General features: G+C 32.2%; 13 protein-coding genes. 7 read left to right on the top strand and 6 right to left on the bottom strand.

Translation table 11 applies throughout. From position 1 onward, the window contains the following. Positions 1–2: 2 nt before the first annotated feature. From HNP99_RS10015 to HNP99_RS09990, 6 genes are all read left to right on the top strand, one after another. Positions 3–1,631 carry a hypothetical protein gene (locus HNP99_RS10015; RefSeq protein ID WP_173853240.1) on the top strand — a complete coding sequence of 543 codons (1,629 nt, stop codon included), beginning with the start codon at positions 3–5 and terminating at the stop codon, positions 1,629–1,631. A gap of 11 nt (positions 1,632–1,642) precedes the next feature. Continuing rightward, a complete protein-coding gene (locus HNP99_RS10010) occupies positions 1,643–3,295 on the top strand; it encodes a glycoside hydrolase family 16 protein (RefSeq protein ID WP_173853239.1) in 1,653 nt (550 codons plus the stop codon). 62 nt (positions 3,296–3,357) lie between these two features. Beyond that, positions 3,358–5,661, top strand: coding sequence for a beta-glucosidase BglX (bglX, locus tag HNP99_RS10005; RefSeq protein WP_173853238.1), 2,304 nt, complete (start codon positions 3,358–3,360; stop codon positions 5,659–5,661). A gap of 4 nt (positions 5,662–5,665) precedes the next feature. Then, on the top strand, positions 5,666–6,421 hold the full coding sequence (locus tag HNP99_RS10000; protein ID WP_173853237.1) for a glycoside hydrolase family 16 protein: 756 nt from the start codon (positions 5,666–5,668) through the stop codon (positions 6,419–6,421). A 241-nt stretch (positions 6,422–6,662) separates the two neighbouring features. After that, positions 6,663–7,247, top strand: a complete 585-nt coding sequence (locus HNP99_RS09995; protein ID WP_173853236.1) for an RNA polymerase sigma factor — start codon at positions 6,663–6,665, stop codon at positions 7,245–7,247. A gap of 49 nt (positions 7,248–7,296) precedes the next feature. Then, positions 7,297–7,440, top strand: a complete 144-nt coding sequence (locus tag HNP99_RS09990) for a hypothetical protein (protein ID WP_173853235.1) — start codon at positions 7,297–7,299, stop codon at positions 7,438–7,440. Between the two features lie 143 nt (positions 7,441–7,583). Here HNP99_RS09990 and HNP99_RS09985 read toward each other — a convergent pair whose 3' ends face one another. The 6 genes from HNP99_RS09985 to HNP99_RS09960 all read right to left on the bottom strand — a co-directional run bounded on the left by HNP99_RS09985 (position 7,584) and on the right by HNP99_RS09960 (position 15,126). After that, positions 7,584–8,807: a cation:proton antiporter gene (locus tag HNP99_RS09985; RefSeq protein ID WP_173853234.1), complete on the bottom strand. Its 1,224-nt coding sequence runs from the start codon at positions 8,805–8,807 to the stop codon at positions 7,584–7,586. A 425-nt stretch (positions 8,808–9,232) separates the two neighbouring features. Further along, positions 9,233–9,619 (bottom strand): response regulator, encoded by a 387-nt coding sequence (locus HNP99_RS09980; protein WP_173853233.1) that lies wholly within the window; start codon positions 9,617–9,619, stop codon positions 9,233–9,235. Next, positions 9,606–12,674, bottom strand: a complete 3,069-nt coding sequence (locus HNP99_RS09975) for a PAS domain S-box protein (RefSeq protein WP_173853232.1) — start codon at positions 12,672–12,674, stop codon at positions 9,606–9,608. The genes HNP99_RS09980 and HNP99_RS09975 overlap by 14 nt, the downstream gene beginning before the upstream one ends. Positions 12,675–12,905: 231 nt before the next feature. Beyond that, the gene (locus HNP99_RS09970) at positions 12,906–13,199 is read right to left on the bottom strand and encodes a chaperone modulator CbpM (protein WP_173853231.1); all 294 of its coding nucleotides are present in this window, start codon (positions 13,197–13,199) and stop codon (positions 12,906–12,908) included. Beyond that, a complete protein-coding gene (locus HNP99_RS09965; protein WP_173853230.1) occupies positions 13,196–14,098 on the bottom strand; it encodes a DnaJ C-terminal domain-containing protein in 903 nt (300 codons plus the stop codon). The genes HNP99_RS09970 and HNP99_RS09965 overlap by 4 nt, the downstream gene beginning before the upstream one ends. 191 nt (positions 14,099–14,289) lie before the next feature. Further along, positions 14,290–15,126, bottom strand: a complete 837-nt coding sequence (locus tag HNP99_RS09960) for an AraC family transcriptional regulator (RefSeq protein ID WP_173853229.1) — start codon at positions 15,124–15,126, stop codon at positions 14,290–14,292. Positions 15,127–15,227: 101 nt separating this feature from the next. Here HNP99_RS09960 and HNP99_RS09955 point away from each other — a divergent pair, with 101 nt between their 5' ends. After that, positions 15,228–16,547 carry a TolC family protein gene (locus tag HNP99_RS09955; RefSeq protein ID WP_173853228.1) on the top strand — a complete coding sequence of 440 codons (1,320 nt, stop codon included), beginning with the start codon at positions 15,228–15,230 and terminating at the stop codon, positions 16,545–16,547. Position 16,548: the final 1 nt, after the last annotated feature.

Raw genomic sequence — 16,548 nt, 5'->3', positions numbered from 1 at the left:
TTATGAAAAATATAAAATACATAACAAGCCTTATCGTGGCAGCGTTAGTTTTTAGTTGCTCATCTGAGAATGATCTAGTTGATATAGATACACTTGGAGCACCTACTAATATTTCTGCATTGACCACCGTAACCCAAGACAATACTGGAAATGTGACTTTTTTGCCTCGTGGAGAAGGCGTGACACAGTACGAAATTTATTTTGGTGATGAAACGACTGAACCTGCATACGTGGCTCCTGGAGGAACTGTAACGCATGTTTATAAAGAAGGAATCTATGATGCCAAAATTATAGGAACTACACTTAACGGAAAAACAACTGAAGTGATTCAAAATGTAGAAGTTTCATTCAAGGCACCTGAAAACTTAGTAGTGACAATTGTAAATGATTTGGCTGTATCAAAACAGGTAAATGTCACAGCAACTGCTGATTATGCATTGTTTTATGAGGTTTATTTTGGAGAAATAGGAAAACCGGACCCTATTGCAGCCAATAATGGAGAAACATTATCCTACACTTATGCAAATCCTGGTGTGTATACCATTAGAGTAGTTTCAAAAAGTGCTGCTATTAAAACAACTGAATATAGTAAAGAGTTTACAGTAACTGTTGTGAGCAAGCCTTTTACATCTGCCGCGACACCACCTAATAGACAAGCATCAGATGTTATTTCTATTTATGGATCTAAATATACTAATGTTGCTGGTACCAATTACTTTCCAGACTGGTCACAAGGGGGACAAGGAAGCAGTTGGACTGAATTTGATTTAAATGGCGATAAAATGCTAAACTATATCAAACTTAGTTATCAAGGAATTGCGTTAGCTGAAAATACTACAATTGATGTATCTGGAATGGAATTCATTCACATGGATGTGTGGACTGCAGATTTAGAACAAATTGAAACTTCGTTAATCAATAAAACTAATGGCGAAAAACCAGTAGTAAAAAGCTTAATTGCCAATCAATGGAATAGTATTGATATTCCAATTTCGGCATTTACAAGCCAAGGTTTAACAGTTGCTGATCTTATACAATTAAAATTTGTTGGTACTCCATGGGCTACAGGAAGTGTTTTTATTGATAACATCTATTTTTATAAAACTCCTACTGCTTTAATAGAAATGCCTCTTGATTTTGAGTCTTCCGCATTAACATACCCTTGGGTTGGTTTTGGCACATCAGATTTTGGCGCTATACCAGTTTCTGTAGTTACAAATCCTGATAAAACAGGAAGTAATGTATCGAACAATGTGGTGAAAATAGAAAAACCATCTGGAGCACAAGTATGGGCGGGAGCAAGTTTAGCTTTAGACGGAAATATTGATCTTACTAAAGGTACAACTATAAAAGTTACTGTTTGGTCTCCAAAAGTAGGAGCGAAAATTTTATTTAAGACAGAAGTATCTACTTCACCAATAGTTAACGGAAACCCAAGTATTTTTGCAGAAGTAGAAGCTACTACAACAGTTGCCAATTCATGGGAAGTACTTACGTTTGATCTTTCAAACCCAACTAGAGGTGTTTATAGTGCGAGTAACGCTTATGATAATGTGATTTTATTTCCTGATTTTAATGTCGGTGGTAATGGAACGACCTACTATTTTGATGATATAAAACAATCTAACTAAAAATATACAAGATGAAAAAGAAACTATTTAATACAATTACCATTTTTACTTTGCTATTGATGGTAAATTGTTCTAAAGATGATTACTCTTTTGGGGCGTTAACAGCTCCTTCTAATTTTGAAGTACAGTATGAGTTAATTGGTAAAACGGCAGATTTGCCAGATGGTGATGGATCTGGAAAAGTGAAATTTGCCGTAAAAGCTGATGACGCTATCTCGTATAAATTCATTTTTCCTGACGGAACTTCTGAAAACTCTCCTAGTGGTGAATACCAAAAACTTTTTACTAAAGTAGGAGTTCATACTTATACAGTGACTGTTATTGCATCTGGTAAAGGAGGTCTGGCTACAAATACTACTGTTGATGTTACCGTATTAAGTACTTTTAATGATGACCAAGCTAAAGAACTATTATCAGGAGGAAGTTCTAAAAAATGGTACTTTTCTGCTTCAGAAAAAGGACATTTAGCTGTTGGTCCAAATAATGATAATCCTGAACAAAACTATTTTGGTTATTGGTATCAAGCAGTTGCTTTTGAAAAAGCTGGAGCTGCAAGCAGTAGTTGTTTGTATGATAACGTATTGACTTTCTCAGAAGTGGCAGGGGAGCTAAAATTTAATTTAGATAATGGAGGAAAAACGTTCTTTAATGCGACTTACTTAAGTGTTGGTGGCGGTTCAGGGAGTGATGATTCTTGTTTAGATTATGTGGCTACTGGAACAAAATCAGTTTCATTGAGTCTGTCAGAATCTGTGATAACAAAAAATACTAATGCAGCAACGCAAACAAGGAGTACTTTGATGACTTTTTCTGAAGGTGGTTTTATGGGCTATTATATAGGTCAGAGCACTTATGAAATTTTATCGCTTACTGAAAACAGAATGGTCGTAAGGGCTGTTATGGGTAATGATGCCGGTGCTGCTTGGTACCACGTGTTTACAACTACTAAACCAGTTCAATCAAGTACAACTGCTGATTATACAAATTTAGTTTTCTCAGATGAGTTCAACACTGATGGAGCTCCAGATGCTACAAAGTGGGGATACGATTTAGGAACTGGTGACAATGGTTGGGGAAATTCTGAGGAGCAAATTTATACTAATACTTCAGATAATGTGATTGTTTCTGGCGGAAGCTTAAAAATTATTGCTAAAAAAGTAGGCTCAGGTTATACTTCTGCTAGACTGAAATCAGAAAATAAATTTGAATTTACTTATGGTAAAATTGAAATCAAAGCAAAGCTTACTACCGGTGCAGGAACTTGGCCAGCCTTGTGGATGCTAGGAGAAGATTATGCTACGAATACTTGGCCAGGTTGTGGTGAGATTGATATTATGGAATACAAGGGTAGCCAACCTACAACCATTTACGGTACGTTACATTATCCTGGAAATTCAGGTGGTAATGGTAACGGTGGGTCTACTACAATTGCTAATGCTGCAACTGAATTTCATGTTTATAAAGCAATATGGAGTCCTGCATCAGTAAAACTATATGTTGATGATGTGTTGTTTCATACTGTTACAAACACTAGCTCGTTACCATTCAATAAAGATTTTTTCTTGATTATGAATGTAGCAATGGGTGGAACGTTTGGAGGAGCAATTGATAGTGGCTTTACACAGTCTTCTATGGAGGTCGATTACATTAGAGTGTATCAATAAATAAATCATATAGTAAAGGTCGGTTTATCCGGCCTTTTACTTATTAAATATAAATGGAGCAAATGAGAAATAAAATTTTATTTACGTCATTAACAATGTCTGTTGTGCTTTTTATTGGCTGCAGCCAAAAGATAATTGCACCTATGACTTCAATTTCTACTACGAGTATGCTGGACAAAAAGGTAGATTCGGTTTTAAAATTAATGACATTAGAAGAAAAAGTAGGTCAGTTAAATCAATACAATGGTTTTTGGGAAATTACTGGACCCGTACCAAAGGAAGGACAAGCGGCTAAAAAATATGAGGACCTGAAAAAAGGTTTAGTAGGATCTATGCTAAATGTAAAAGGGGTAAAGGACGTGAAAGCACTACAGAAAATAGCTGTTGAAGAAACGCGTCTTGGAATTCCGTTAATCTTTGGCTTTGATGTTATTCATGGCTTTAAAACGATAAGTCCTATACCTCTAGCAGAAGCGGCAAGTTGGGACTTAGTGGCCATTAAAAAATCAGCTGCAGTAGCTGCAGAAGAAGCTTCTGCAGTAGGTTTAAACTGGACTTTTGCTCCTATGGTTGACGTTGCTAGAGATGCTAGATGGGGTAGAGTAATGGAAGGTGCAGGTGAAGATCCCTTTTTAGGAAGTAAAATTGCAGTAGCAAGAGTACAGGGTTTTCAAGGGCAAGATTTATCAGCTACTAATACTATTTTGGCTTGCGCAAAACATTTTGCTGGCTATGCTTTTGCAGAATCAGGGAGAGACTACAATACAGTAGATGTAAGTGAATCAATATTGCAAAATATTATTTTACCTCCTTTTAAAGCAGCTGCAGATGCGGGTGTGCGTACCTTCATGAATTCATTCAATGAATTAAACGGAATTCCTGCAACTGGAAGTAAGTACTTGCAAAGAGATATTTTAAAAAGAGATTGGAAATTTGATGGATTTATCGTCTCTGACTGGGGATCAATCAATGAAATGGTGTCACATGGTTTTGCAAAAGATAGTAAACATGCCGCTGAAATTGCAATAAATGCTGGATCAGACATGGATATGGAATCAAGTGCTTATGTTACGCATCTAGTGGCATTAGTGCAAGAAGGAAAGGTTGATGTGCATTTAATTGACGATGCTGCAAGACGCATCTTGAAAGTAAAATTTGAATTGGGTTTGTTTGATAATCCGTACAAATATTGTGATGAAGCACGCGAAAAAGAAGCGGTAGGTAAGCCAGCCTTTCAAGAGGCTGTTTTAGATATGGCAAAAAAATCTATTGTTTTATTGAAAAATGAAAATGATTTACTGCCTTTAAAAAAATCGGGACAAAAGATTACCATTATTGGTGCATTAGCAAATGATAAAACAAGCCCTTTAGGCAGTTGGCGTATAGCAGCTGATGACAATACAGCAGTTTCAGTTCTTGAAGGGATGAACAAATATGTAGGGAACCAAATTACTTATAAAAAAGGAGCTGATGTGGCAATAGGTAAAACACAGTTTATAAGTGAAACTAAAATTAATAAAAATGACAAAAGCGAATTTGCTGCTGCTATAGCTGCTGCAACAGATGCGGATGTTGTTATAATGGTTCTAGGTGAGCATGGACTACAATCTGGCGAGGGTAGAAGTAGAACTGATATTGGTTTGCCTGGTGTACAGCAAGAATTGTTAGAGGAGGTTTATAAATTCAATAAAAATATTGTTTTAGTTTTAAATAATGGTCGTCCTCTAGCAATCCCATGGGCTGCCGAAAATATCCCAGCAATTGTAGAAGCTTGGCAGCTAGGTACACAAAGTGGTAATGCAATTGCTCAAGTTTTATATGGTGATTACAACCCTAGTGGTAAGTTGCCTATGACTTTTCCTAGAAATGTAGGGCAGTTACCAATGTATTATAATTATAAAAACACCGGTAGGCCAACAATGAATGCGCCAGAAAGTGTTTTTTGGTCGCATTATATCGATGAAAAAAATAGTCCTCAGTTTGCTTTTGGATTTGGCTTAAGCTATTCTAAATTTGAATATTCAAATCTTAAATTAAGTAGCGACACTTTTACTAAAAGCGGAAAAATCACAGTAAGCATTCAAGTCAAAAACAATAGTAAAGTGGCTGGTAAAGAAGTAGTACAACTTTACATTAGGGATTTAATAGGTAGTGTTACACGTCCTGTAAAAGAACTAAAAGGATTTGAAATGATTGAATTACAAGCTGATGAAATGAAAGAAGTGCTTTTTGATATTGACAAAAGTACCCTTACTTACTACACAGCAAATAATGTTTGGGAAGCTGAAGCTGGTGATTTTAATGTTTTTGTCGGCGGTAGTTCTGATAAGACGTTAGAAGCTAATTTTACATATTCTAAAAATTAAAGAGATGAAAAAATGGATGTTAATATTGTTAGTCAGTTCTTTTGGTTTTGCACAACAAGCAGAACGAAAATTAGTATGGGAAGAAAACTTTACTGGAAAAAAACTTGACGAGAAAACTTGGAACATTCAATTAGGAGATGGTTGCCCCAACTGTGGTTGGGGCAATAATGAAAGGCAGCTTTATACGAATGGCAATCATGAAATTATTAAGGGCAAATTAGTTATTACCGCAAAGAAAGAGGGTGATAAGTATACATCAACACGCATTAGTACAAAAGGTAAAAAAGAATTCAAATATGGTTATTTTGAGACTAAAGCTAAATTACCGATAGGTAAAGGTGTTTGGCCTGCTTTCTGGATGCTAGGCTCTAATATTAATGAAGTGGGATGGCCTAAATGTGGTGAAATTGATATTATAGAATATGTAGGGAAAGAACGAAATACTGTTTATAACTCTTTACATACAGAAGATAGCCATGGAAATACGATTAATAGTAAGAAAACTGAACTTGAAGGTATAGAAAATGGATTTCATATTTATGGGATTGATTGGAGTAATGAAAAAATTGATTTCTATGTAGACAATAAAATTTTATATAGTTTTGATCCAGAAGAAAAAAAGGAAGCTGTTTGGCCATTTGATCAACCATTTTATTTTCTAATTAATATGGCTATTGGAGGGAATTTTGGAGGGCCAGATGTAAATGATGCAATTTTTCCGCAAGAATTTGTTGTTGATTATATAAAAGTGTACCAATAAAGTACATAAAAGAACCTAAATTACAGATTACTAAAACGCTGTTTGCTCTTTAAAATTGCGGGATTGCTTAGAATAATTAAATTATTTGTAAAATTTTGTTAAAATTACTTGCTTGCTAGTTAAATTTTTTACTATTTTTGAAATTCAATATTAACAATAAATTACAATTAGCCTATACCACAAAATTACTTTTTTTAGAGAAAATTACTCCAAAATTTAATCAAAAATAAAAGGTATAACTATGGTTAATATAGAACTCCCAGATGCTTTATTAGTACAAAACTACATTGCTGGAAATGAAAATTGTTTAGCAATATTGATTAAAAGACATGAATCTCGTATTTATGGATTTATATATTCTAAAGTTGCTGATAGAGATGTATCTAATGATATTTTTCAAGATACATTTATCAAAGTAATAAAAACATTAAAATCTAATTCTTATAATGAAGAAGGTAAATTTTTACCTTGGGTAATGCGAATTGCTCATAATTTAATTATTGATCACTTTAGACGTAACAAAAAAATGCCATTATATAGAGAAACAGAAGAATTTTCTATTTTTTCTATAATGTCAGATAACGAACCTACTATTGAAAGCAAAATGATTTCAGCACAAGTGGAAATTGATATTAGGAAGCTTTTAGAAGAATTACCTATTGACCAAAAAGAAGTGCTTATTATGCGTATGTATCAAGATATGAGCTTTAAAGAAATATCAGAAATTACTGGTGTTAGTATTAATACATCTTTGGGAAGAATGCGTTATGCTTTATTGAACTTAAGAAAAGTAATAGACAAACATCAAATTGTTTTGACTAACTAACAATATATAAGGGTTTAGTGCGTTATTGTGGTATATTAATTCATACAACATGGCAAAAATTTACTCTAAAAAATCATTAGTTGTTAAGGAAATGAAGCCTGAAAAAGACGTCGTTTCTTATTTATTAAATTACTCAAAAGCGCTCCATGTTTTTATTTTAGAACATAAAACTTATGAGATTAATGCAAATTAAATTTTAGAATCAAACTCGACTACTTTATAAATTAAAAAGTAGTCGAGTTTTTTTATTTAATTAAAAAGTAGCTTTTAAATTTAAAAAAAGCCCGTAGTTTGTAGTAACTACTGGCTTTTGTGCTTTGTGAAAATAGTTGTCGATTATGTGATTGGCGTCTCTTTAAGCGCTTTTTCTTTTGCCTTTCTTTTTTCTTCTAAAATAGCTTCTTGCTGTTTTGCTGTCACCATTAGTCCCACCATCATTATTATTGCTGTTAATAAAATTACTTGAATAATGAGCGATTTGTTTACAATAAGAATGGTATGTTCTGGTGTTATGGATAAAAATAATAGAATGGTAATTAATCCTCTTGGTGCAACAAAAAGTAATGGAAACATTGGGATTTTAGATAATTTGAGCTGTAAATAGCGTAAAATAAATAAAATAATTACAATACCAACTGCCCATACTAAAGTATCAGTGTTTATAATTTCGGAGGTTTGAATCAAATATCCAAAAAGCATAAAGAACAAGGCACGAACTAAAAATGTAGCCTCAACAATAAGCTCTTTGAATTTATGTACCTCTTTGTTCAATAAGTCTAACCTAAATCTTTGCGCCCATTTAAAATGGTTTAGTTCGTCTAAATTCCCAATTGATAATCCAAATACCAGTATGAATATTAAAGCTGGTAAATGGTAAATTTTAGACACTTCATAAATTAAAATAATCAGTAAAATGATAGGTACGAATTTAATATGATGGTCAATTTTATTCAATAAAAAGGAAAGCAATATGGTTGCTACGACTGAAATTACAATAATAATTAAAATTTCAAGACAGAAATATCCGAAGGTTTCAAGTCCAAAACTAGTGTTAAAAGCAATGAAATTAAAGAAAACGACACCAAAAATATCTGATAAACTACTCTCGTAGATAATAAATTCTTTTTGGCTTGAGCTTAAATTTCGTACACTAGGAATGGCAATAGCACTACTAATAACACAAAACGGAATAGCGTTAGTAAGACTGTCTTTAAAAGAATAACCACCATAATAATGTAATAAATAGGCAAGCGAAAAGGCCAAAACAATTAGAGGTAAAAATGCACCAATAGAAGATTTTTTAATTAATCCAATTTTAGATTTATTGAGTTCTAATTCTAGAGAACCCTCTAATACGATAAGAATCAATCCAATAGTTCCTAAAATAGGAAGTGTTGAGGTTAAGTCAGGTATTTCTATATCTACTAAAACGGTAACTTCTCTAACTAACCAACCTAATATAAGGAGTAAGATTACAGAAGGTATTTTTGTCTTTGATGCTGTAAGATCAAACAAATAGGCGACTAACAATAGTAGACAAAGTGAAATTATGATGGTCATATTGTATGGTTTATTTTTTTAAAATTTTATCTCCTGTTTCTACTGAATTACTAGAAAGTAGGGGATGTAAGGTAATACATTTGGTTGTTAAAATACAAAAGATTTTTGTTTTGTAAAGAATTATACCGCGTTAAATTTAGCAATTGTAATTGCTTTATAAAAGTAAAGTTGCAGTTTTTAGTTTTATTATAATTAAAGTTTAATCCTGATAATGTAGACGTGATTAAAAGAATTTCGTTTCTTTAATTTTAAGTACCTGTTTTACTTTTAATTATATAAAAATATAAAGCATTAAAAGTCACTAGAGTTATCTTAATAGCTACTCATTTTTAGATTAGGTAAATAAATTGGTTTGGGGTAAAATCAAATTGCTTAAAAAAGATGTGTATTTTGGTAACTTTAAAAAAAACGTTGAGATTGTATAATTAGAACATCATTTTTTTGAGTTCATCCATTGTAATTGGTTTAACAATATAATTGCTTATAAAATCATACGCTTTTGCTCTTTCTATGTCAGCTGGGTCAATTGAACTTGTGATAATGTAGATGTGAATTTTTTTTTCATTTGGTATCTTGATGAACTCATCTAGAAACTCCCATCCATCCCAAATAGGCATGTTTAAATCAAGAAGAATGACATCGGGCTGTTTCTCATCATTAAGTATGATTTTTTTAAGGTTGTCGTAGGCCTCTTTGCCATTACTAAAAACCATGTATTCTTTGCAAAAATTTACGGACTGCATGATTCTTTTGGTGCCAAAGATGAAAATTGGATCATCATCTATGATACAGGTTATATCAATTTTTTTCATATTTAAAATATATTTTAAAAGTTGTTCCTATATTTTCTTTGCTTATTACTTCAATTTTACCTTCTAATGCTTCGACTTGGTTTTTAGTTATGAAAAGTCCTATACCTCGCGCATCTTTATTATCATGAAATGTTTTATACATTCCAAAAATTTTAGAGCTATTTTTTTTCATGTCTATTCCTATTCCGTTATCTTCAATTTCTAAAATGACGAACTTTTCTTTTTGGGTGCTACTTATTTTAATCATACTGTCTCGTTCTTCTGACTTGTATTTTATCGCGTTTGTAATTAAATTAAGTAAAATACTTTCTAAATAAGCGGGTAATGCTAAAATGGTCGTTTCTGTAAGGATCTCATTAATTATTTTAATATTTGTGTTAAATATTAAGGAACGAGTATTCTCTATTGTCAGTTCCACATAATCGTGCAAGTTTAAACATTGTAGGTTTTCATTTATAGCGCTATTCATTAAAACAACTTCATTAAGATGTTTAATTGTTTCTTGTAAATTAACCGAAGCTGTTTTTAATAAATTTACAATTTCATTGTCTGCTATTTCAGGTTGTTCGTAAAGTAATAAATCCATCATCATCGTGATATTACCAGAATGGGATCTTAAATTATGAGAGACAATATGAGCAAAGTTTTTCAACCTTTCATTTTGATCTTTAGTAACAGTAAGTAGTGACTGTATTTCTTTTTCAGTTTCTTTTATATAAGTAATATCAACTGCTATACCTAAGTAACCCGTAATCACCTCATTTTTTTTAATTGCTGTAATCGTTAATTGTACGGGAAATTGAGAGCCGTCTTTCCTAATGTAGGTCCATTCATTAGTATCATAATCACCTTTGTCAGTGGGTAAAGTGAAAACTTGAAACTCTTCAATAGGTTGGTTGTATTTAACAGTTAATTCTTGTGTACGGGTTTGTATTTCGTCTTTTACATGAATCAATAAAGGAGTTGCAATACCTATAATTTCTTCTTTTTTATAACCTAATAAATTTTCGGCACCTTTGTTAAAAGTCCGTATTATTCCATCTAAACTAGTTTCTATAATTGCAACACGTGTACTAGCTTCAATAAGTCCCTGAGTTTTTGCAATTGTATCGGCTAATTGTAACTCTGCCTTTTTTTGAGCAGTGATATCAATGATTTGTACAATAAAATAGAGCGGTTCTTGATTCTCATCTCGTACTAGTGAAGCTGAAAGGATGGTGGTTATGACGCGCTCATTTTTACATATAAATCTTTTCTCAAGATGATAAAAAGAGCGTCTCCCTTTTATAAGTTCATCTAATAAGTTTAGATCGGCTTGTAAATCATCTGGATGCGTTATTTTTTGAAAATTTTGGGTAACCATTTCTTCTTCAGGAAATCCCAATAACTTACATAGGCTAGTATTTACCTTAAGCCATTGTCCGGTTGTATTTAATAAGCCCATACCAATAGCGGCATTTTCAAAATTACCTCTAAACGCTTCTTCGCTGATACGAAGTTTTTCTTGAAATTGTTTCCTTACCGTAATATCAGCAGTGTACATAATTAAACCACCTATAGATCCATTGTCATTATGCCAAGGTTTTATTTCCCATTTTAACCATTGAATACTTCCATCTTTTCTAATAAAAACATCTTCTTCACGATGATCAGGAATACCCATCAAGCATTTTTGATGAATTGCTTTCCATTCTTGTTTTATTTCTGGAAATATATCATAGTGACATTTACCAATGATTTTTTCATCATTTAATTGGTAATCGCTTTTCCATTTTTCTGAGGAAGCTAAATAGTTCATTTGATTATCAAACATAGCGATTGCTGTGGGTGTTTGTTCTATAAAATGAATGTTCCGTTGATTAATTTTCTTCTGTTCTGTAATGTCATAATGTGTACCAAACATCACTAATGGTTTGTTGTTCTCAGTCCAGCTAATTACTTTTCCTTTATCTAACACCCATATCCAATGCCCGTTTTTATGTCTAATACGGTATTCGGCATTATAATATTCTGTTTTTTTATTGAAGTATTCTTCTAGTTTTTGTTTGGTAATTAATAAATCATCGGGATGTACTAGTTTTTCCCATTTTTTAGAACTTATTGGTTGTAATTCAGCTAAGGGATAGCCTATTATTTCAGCCCAAATTTCGCTGTGATGTGTTTCTTCTGTTTGAATATTCCACTCCCAGGTTCCTGTATTGGTTCCCTTTAAAACACTTATTAACTTTTCTTTTTCAGTAGTTAAAGCGATATTCGCTTCTTTGACAACGGTTATATCTTGAAAAGTTCCATATACTCGTGTGCACACTCCGTCAGAAAATGCGGCTTGACCTATTGATCTCACCCACTTAGTATTTCCTTTTAGTGTTATTATTTGAAGTTCATGATTAAAAGGAGTCCCTTTTGCAACAGCTTCTTTAAAAGATTTTTCTATAAGATCTCTATTCTCACCTTCTTTATAAAAGTCAATAGCAGTTTCTATATTCGGGATATAGTCAAAAGGGGTCTCATGAATAACTTTAGTCATACTACTCCAATTTAATTTTTGACTAACCAAATCAATTTCCCAATATCCAATATTTGCAGCCTGATTGCATTGGTCTAAGAAAGCATCTTGTTTTTTAAGTTTTTCAAATTCCTTTTTTAATTCTTCATTTAATATTGCAGCTTCACTTACAATATTACATTTTTTATATGCTTTTAAAATATGGCTGTTGTTACCTAGCTTATTTTTTATATAAATTGCTTTGCATTCGGTTATAATGTTATTTCCTTCTTTGTTTTTAAATATAATTTTTTGATTGATATAATTTTTATCAATTTCATTTGATGACTTTTTTTCGGATATAATTAAGCTTGGGAGTGTTAATTGACTTCTTTCGAAACTTTTAGAATCATAACCTAACATTGTAAAAAAGGGGGCATTCATCCATGATTTTTCAGGATTTTCTAAATCAGAAAATGAAATACCGTTAATGGCATATTCTTGAATAAAATCAAAAATTGAAACATCTTCTTTTAGTAATTCGTAAAGTTCATCTTTTAGGTAATTCATAATCTTAAACTTGGTTTAAAGCAAAGAGATCGTGCCTTAATTAAAGTTTTAATTGCGACTAATGTTGCTTAATGTGTGGTAAATGAGCGTAATATACCACATTTTAAGAGTTTATATGGTTTAAAACATGAAAACTATTTAAATAACTTGTTTTCACAATGTTTGTAGTGTTATATAAAAAAAAATAAAAGCTATAATGACACTTAAATGAAGTGTCATTATAGCTAAAAATTAATTGTCATAGATCCTTAAACTATTTTTAACAGTTGTTAATTCTTGTTCTAAGGAATCTATTTTTTGAAGCAAGTTTAAAATAATAGCAACACCTTCAATATTTACATCTAAGTCTTGATGAATTCGTATTATTTTTTCGATTTTATAAATAGCATCGTTATGTACGTAGTGGGTCTCATCAATATTTAGAATTTCTATAAGTCCTATTTCGTCTAAATTATTAAAAAAAGCAACTTCTACTTGATAATGAGTGCTTAATGTATGTACTGTTATCAGGTTTTCGGTATTCATGTTGTTCTTAGTTTAGAAAGTTCAGTGAATAATTCTTTTTCTTTATCAGATAGCTCGGTTGGAATCGATACTTGATAGCTGATATATAAATCTCCAAATTGTCCCTCTTTTTTATAAACGGGAAAACCTTTTCCTTTCAATTTTACTTTGGTATCATTTTGTGTTCCAGCGGCGATTTTTAATTTTACTTTTCCGTCAAACGTAGCTACAGTAATTTCTCCACCTAGCACAGCAGTATATAAGTCTAAAGCAACTGTTGAATAAAGATTTTCTTTGTCTCTCTTAAAATCAGTATGATTATCAATCGAAAAAGTAATGTATAAATCTCCTTTTGGTCCACCAGAAGCACCTTCAGCGCCATGTCCTGGAATTTTAATTACTTGTCCGTTTTCTACACCAGCAGCAATAGTAAGTCGAATATTTTTACCATTAACTGTTAGTGTTCTTTTATGAGTAGTATATACGTCTTTTAGATCAAGGTGTAATTCAGCGTTAAAATCTTGTCCTTTATATTGTGGACTGCGACGTTGACCACCTCCACCACCAGATTGATTGAACATTGATTCAAAAAAATCAGAATAATCGCCTCCTCCAAAGCCATTAAAGCCTCCTTGTTGGCCATTACCTTGATGTTGTCTTTGCTGCTGTTGTCTTGATTTTTCGTATTCTTCGCCATGTTCCCAGTTTTCACCATACTGATCATACTTTTTTCTATTCTCAGGATTGCTCAATACTTCATTAGCTTCGTTAAGTTCTTTAAACTTTAATTCGGCTTGCTTGTCATTTGGGTTTAAATCAGGATGGTGTTTTCGGGCCATTTTGCGGTAGGCCTTTTTAATTTCAGTCTCTGTTGCTTTTTTGTCTACTCCAAGGACTTTGTAATAATCTATAAATGCCATGTTTACATTTTTTTTTATAATTATTTAATTGCATATTTTGCTACTCAATGTATGTTCATCTAGAAGGAAATGTGCTCTATCAAATTTACTCAAATTTTAGCAGACAAGTAGTAATAAAATGTTTTATTTTAAGTGTATAATTGTTTTTTACAATCCAGTTAATGACAAAATACTTGAGTTAACTATTCAACTTAATTTGACTTTTCTCTGTTTTTTTTTCTAAAATCACTTGGACGCACTTTTGCAATTTCGAAGAAAGTATTGCTAAACGTGGCTAAACTATTGTATCCAGAGGCATAGGCTATTTCGCTAATTGATAGATCGGTTTGCAATAGCTTTTCCATACTTAATATAATGCGGGTAAGCTTGACGTATTGTAAAAATGAAATGTCTAGATTTTCTCTAAATAGGCGTGATAAACTGCGACTACTCAAACTGAATTTTGCAGCAATATCTTTTAACTGCAAGGTTTGATCTACATTAAAGTAAATATGTCTAAGGATAGGACGCAACTTAATGTTTGTAGTTGTAGGTAACACAACTGCTAGTGCTGTTTTAGTAGCTGATGCGATCACATTACCTAGGGTTTTCATGTACAAATACTTTTCAGGTTCTTTTTTTGTGATGTTTTCACTCCAGTTTTCGGTAAACGAAATCATCTCTAAAACTAGAGTAGATACGGGGTAAATACCCATTTTTGAATAAAAATTATTTGGCATCAAAGCCTGATTAGGAATATAAATATTGCGCATCATGGTAATCGATGTTCGTAATTCGATAAAATGTTCTAATCCCGCTGGAATCCATACAAAGTGGCGTGCAGGCAAGAAATAGGAGTTCTCCTTAGTTTGTAAGTAAGCCACTCCTCCTTCTATATACGTTAATTGATGTTTAGTGTGACTATGCATTTCTAGTCGTACTTCTACATTACTGTGATATACATAGCTAGATCTTGGAAATTGATCTACTTTCTCTAAAAAAGATAACTCTTGAAGCGCTAATTTTGGATGATTTTGTTTCTGGCTCATATTGACAAATATATGGCTTATTTAGTAAAATAAGACTTAAAAATATATCGCAATTTTGCTTTTTAATTTAAGAGAAAAATATGCACCTTAGTTGTTATAAAATGGTAGTTCCTTCCTTCTTATTTGCGCTATCGTCTACCGTAGCCCAAAATCAAGAAGTTGTTCAGGATAGTATTCCTATTACTTTAAAAGAAGTCTGGGAAAAAGCAGCTGCAAATAGTAAAGAAATTAAAATCAATCATTTGCACACAGCCTCTGGTGTCGAAGCTATTAAAAATGCAAAAAGCAAGCAGTTACCAGAAATTGGTTTTAATGCTAATTACGGCAAACTAGCGAATATTCCGGTTTTCACTAACGGAATTTTAAATAAAGCCGACTTTATCCCGCTAGAAGACCATTCTATTTATGGGGCTACTATAGATGCTTATTTTGAAATTTATAACGGACATAAGCTTAAAACAAACATTAAAAAAGAAGCTGTAAAACAAGAACTGTCTCAGTATATAGAAGAGGAAACTATAGAGACTATTCATTATCAGGTTGCCGAATCATATTTAAAGTTACAACTGTACTTACAATTTGAGAAGTTAGTAAAGCAGAATATTCATCAAAACGAAGAACGTTTAAAACTAATCCAAAAACTTTATAATGGAGGTGTAGTTTTAAAAAGTGATGTGCTTAGAGCACAACTGCAATTGTCTAAACAAAAAACGGCTTTGACCGCTATTTGTAATAATGAACAATTAACCATGCAGGAATTAAATATTTTTATGGGTGACCCTGATGAGCAACTCTTGAAGCCTACTGATGAAATAGGTTTTCAAGACAGCCATAAGCTCCTTAGCTATGAGGAATTTATTGATGATGCACTAAATAAATCGCCTTTGCAGAAAATAGAAAAGCAAAAAGTAACCTTGAGCAAATTAAATATAGAAGGATTAAAAGCCGATAAATTACCAAGAATTGGTTTGTTTGGAGATTATAGTTATTCTTATCCGCAAATCAAGCTGTATCCTTATGCAAATGCGCCTTACTTATTAGGTGTTGTAGGGGTAAAATTGTCGTATGATATCTCATCGATTTATCATGATTTCCATAAAGAGGAAGAGGCAAAAATACTGTATGAAGAACAAAAATTAGCACAAGAGAATGTACAGGATAATTTGCGAAAAGACATTAATAAAGCCTACAAACGCTATCAGGAAGATCAAGAAAAAATTGAAGAATTAGAGCTGAATATAAAACAAGCTACAGAGAATTACCGCATTCTCAACCAGACTTATTTTAATCAACTTTCCTTGATAACTGATTTACTTGACGCCGATACGCAATTATTACAAGCACAATTTGAACTTATTTCAGCCAGAATCTCAGAGCAATTACATTATTACCAATTACAAAAAAATACAGGAAACCTATAAT

Source organism: Flavobacterium gelidicaeli, assembly GCF_013294005.1.
Classification (GTDB): Bacteria; Bacteroidota; Bacteroidia; order Flavobacteriales; family Flavobacteriaceae; genus Flavobacterium.
This window is presented reverse-complemented; position numbering and strand designations above follow the sequence as displayed.

Coding starts and splice junctions, on each gene's coding strand:
- HNP99_RS10015 (WP_173853240.1), top strand. CDS start 3: ATGAAAAATATAAAATACATAACAAGCCTTATCGTGGCAGCGTTAGTT.
- HNP99_RS10010 (WP_173853239.1), top strand. CDS start 1,643: ATGAAAAAGAAACTATTTAATACAATTACCATTTTTACTTTGCTATTG.
- bglX (WP_173853238.1), top strand. CDS start 3,358: ATGAGAAATAAAATTTTATTTACGTCATTAACAATGTCTGTTGTGCTT.
- HNP99_RS10000 (WP_173853237.1), top strand. CDS start 5,666: ATGAAAAAATGGATGTTAATATTGTTAGTCAGTTCTTTTGGTTTTGCA.
- HNP99_RS09995 (WP_173853236.1), top strand. CDS start 6,663: ATGGTTAATATAGAACTCCCAGATGCTTTATTAGTACAAAACTACATT.
- HNP99_RS09990 (WP_173853235.1), top strand. CDS start 7,297: ATGGCAAAAATTTACTCTAAAAAATCATTAGTTGTTAAGGAAATGAAG.
- HNP99_RS09985 (WP_173853234.1), bottom strand. CDS start 8,807: ATGACCATCATAATTTCACTTTGTCTACTATTGTTAGTCGCCTATTTG.
- HNP99_RS09980 (WP_173853233.1), bottom strand. CDS start 9,619: ATGAAAAAAATTGATATAACCTGTATCATAGATGATGATCCAATTTTC.
- HNP99_RS09975 (WP_173853232.1), bottom strand. CDS start 12,674: ATGAATTACCTAAAAGATGAACTTTACGAATTACTAAAAGAAGATGTT.
- HNP99_RS09970 (WP_173853231.1), bottom strand. CDS start 13,199: ATGAATACCGAAAACCTGATAACAGTACATACATTAAGCACTCATTAT.
- HNP99_RS09965 (WP_173853230.1), bottom strand. CDS start 14,098: ATGGCATTTATAGATTATTACAAAGTCCTTGGAGTAGACAAAAAAGCA.
- HNP99_RS09960 (WP_173853229.1), bottom strand. CDS start 15,126: ATGAGCCAGAAACAAAATCATCCAAAATTAGCGCTTCAAGAGTTATCT.
- HNP99_RS09955 (WP_173853228.1), top strand. CDS start 15,228: ATGGTAGTTCCTTCCTTCTTATTTGCGCTATCGTCTACCGTAGCCCAA.